The sequence below is a fragment of the Snodgrassella sp. CFCC 13594 genome (genome assembly GCF_001590725.1).
Classification (GTDB): domain Bacteria; phylum Pseudomonadota; class Gammaproteobacteria; order Burkholderiales; family Neisseriaceae; genus Snodgrassella.
This window is the reverse complement of the sequence record NZ_LQXR01000053.1, coordinates 1-1,389: the sequence shown is the minus strand read 5'-3', so window position 1 is coordinate 1,389 and position 1,389 is coordinate 1. Positions and strand designations below refer to the sequence as shown.

General features: G+C 40.2%; 2 protein-coding genes and 1 pseudogene. 1 reads left to right on the top strand and 2 read right to left on the bottom strand.

The features are described 5' to 3' along the window. Both A2F46_RS11615 and A2F46_RS11610 read right to left on the bottom strand, forming a co-directional pair. Window positions 1–392, bottom strand: a pseudogene (locus A2F46_RS11615) (hypothetical protein); the annotation flags it as partial. Further along, window positions 392–610 carry a transcriptional regulator gene (locus tag A2F46_RS11610; RefSeq protein WP_066570619.1) on the bottom strand — a complete coding sequence of 73 codons (219 nt, stop codon included), beginning with the start codon at window positions 608–610 and terminating at the stop codon, window positions 392–394. The gene A2F46_RS11610 and the pseudogene A2F46_RS11615, both read right to left, overlap by 1 nt. Before the next feature lie 110 nt (window positions 611–720). Between A2F46_RS11610 and A2F46_RS11605 the strand changes: the two genes are divergently transcribed. Continuing rightward, window positions 721–1,389, top strand: a 669-nt coding sequence (locus A2F46_RS11605) for a S24 family peptidase (RefSeq protein ID WP_066570617.1), incomplete at its 3' end; no start/stop codon positions are given.

The window sequence follows — 1,389 nt, the reverse complement described above, 5'->3', positions numbered from 1 at the left end:
CTGTCTTGTTGAAAATTGGACTCTGTTGCTTCGGGTTGTTTACCACTCACCCGAGCCAAGGCTGCCTGAAGCCGCTCGGCATTAACGCGCCAATACATGCGACCAAACACGCCACCCCGTCGATATTCAAGGACACCAAGCTGATCAACCAATACTTTTCGAGCTTCCTCATAACCACGGCGCTTCAGACAAAACTGACTGAAAAAATCTTTGCCAGTTTGATAGAACCAACCGCACCGCTCAGGAGATTTGCGCTCAACCACCTTTGACCACCAGATAAACTTAGACAACACAACTGCAACTTTGGGGCAGCCGCATAGCTTCATCACATCGTTGTGAACAACGAAGTCTGGGGTTAACATTTCTGCAAGATCGGCTGTTAGCAAAGACATTATTTGGCTTTTTTCCGATATGCCTTAGCAATAGATTCAACACTCACCGATTTACCCGTTAACTCCGAAATCAGAACTGCTGTTTCTAATGGAGCTTTCTTATTACCATTGGCAATTTGGCTTACCCATGAGTAGTGTTTATCCAAAGCCCTTGCGATTTTGCTTACTCTGCCGCGCTCTTCGTTGAGCCACTCTCTTAAAGTGAAATTTTCAGACATTGCATTTCCTTTATAAATTAATTTAATGTTACCTGTGGCTAATGATAACCGTCAACTTAAAGCGATATTTCATTTCCCAAAAGAAATTAGCTAGAGGTCATAATCTCTAGATGAATACATTAGCCGAACGAATAAGATCTCGACTGAATGCCTTGGAGAAAACTCAGGCTGCATTGGGGAAATATTGCAAAATTAAAGCCCCTTCAGTTTCTAAGTGGATGAATGGATCCACCAAAACATTGCGTGGTCAAAATTTGTTAAGGGCCGCTGAGTTTTTGGAGTGTGACCCAGATTGGTTAGCCGAGGGTAGAGGTTTTTGGCAGAAAAAATCTTTGGCTAATACAACACTTGATAATAACCAGAAATCGGAATTTGAATTGGTAGCAATCGGCCCTTTATTCTTGAACAACTACATAATTAACACTTCTGATATTCAATCTACTATTTCTTCAATCCAGTATACAGAAGAACAATATAGGCGAGTTTTTGCTGCAAAAGATCCTCAAGAAATTCAGATTACAAATATAAAAGTTGATAATATGTCTGGCACTCTTGAGCCAGGTGATTTGGTTTTTGTTGACACTTCAATAACCAAATATGATGGGGATGGAATTTATTTGTTTGTTTTCTCAAATCATTTGCATCTCAAAAGATTGCAAATGATGGGGTCAACGCTATTGGTTATTTCTGATAACCGACAATATAAAAATTGGGAAATATCTCAAAAAGATAAGCCTAGTCTAACAGTGTTGGGTAAGGTTTTAGTTGGGCAGTCTCAG